Origin of the sequence: Halopseudomonas sp. (genome assembly GCF_036961105.1) — a bacterium.
Classification (GTDB): Bacteria; Pseudomonadota; Gammaproteobacteria; order Pseudomonadales; family Pseudomonadaceae; genus Halopseudomonas.
On sequence record NZ_JBALWW010000056.1, the window covers coordinates 1 to 683 of the forward strand.

The 683-nt window shown below is 50.2% G+C and carries 1 protein-coding gene; it reads left to right on the forward strand.

Annotation, left to right across the window (positions count from 1 at the left end; genetic code table 11):
• The first annotated feature begins 106 nt into the window (after nucleotides 1-106).
• Nucleotides 107-511: a DUF695 domain-containing protein gene (locus V7756_RS18955; protein WP_335611756.1), complete on the forward strand. Its 405-nt coding sequence runs from the start codon at nucleotides 107-109 to the stop codon at nucleotides 509-511.
• The last annotated feature ends 172 nt before the right edge of the window (nucleotides 512-683 follow it).

Genomic DNA, 683 nt, shown 5'->3' on the forward strand with positions numbered 1-683 from the left:
TCTACCAGCAACAATCCGGTCAGGCCATGGCGGCCTGACTTAAACGAAATGGCCTCCATAAAACCCGGTGTGATTCATAGTCCTCCCTGAGGAGTCGTACACCCTGTTGGAATGGAAAGAGGAGGGCTTACCTTGCATTGGCATGCTCAATTCTGCACTCAAGGACTTTCAGCACAAGAATATTTTTGGCTGGCATCTTTCGGTAATCATTGACTTCGATGAGCTGATCGAAAAAGGAATGCCCTCAGAAGATGAGCGAGAAATTGTCGATCCATTTTGCGACCAGTTAGACGAAGAAATTAAGGCGGGTGGAAACGCTCTCTTCCTGGTCAGAGAAACATGGAACAAAACACGGCGATTGGTCTGGAGAGTTTACGATCCAGAGATCGCCCACCAACATCTGCAGCACATCGTAGATCATCACCGCCACCCGCGACCCTTTGATTGGCATATGGAGCAGGACACGGAGTGGGACCAAGCCGCTTGGTATTTCAAGCAACTTGAAACATAACAAGTTGCTGCAACCGACATACGCGCTTCCACGGATTTTGCGCTTCGCGCGATTGTCGCGTAAAACCCGCTCCAGCGCGCATGCCGCTGAGCAAAGCGTTGAGGCTGTAGAAAAACTCCATATTTGCTAGGATTTGGGCAGACCAACAAGGAGTGTTGCATGCCACGCTTCA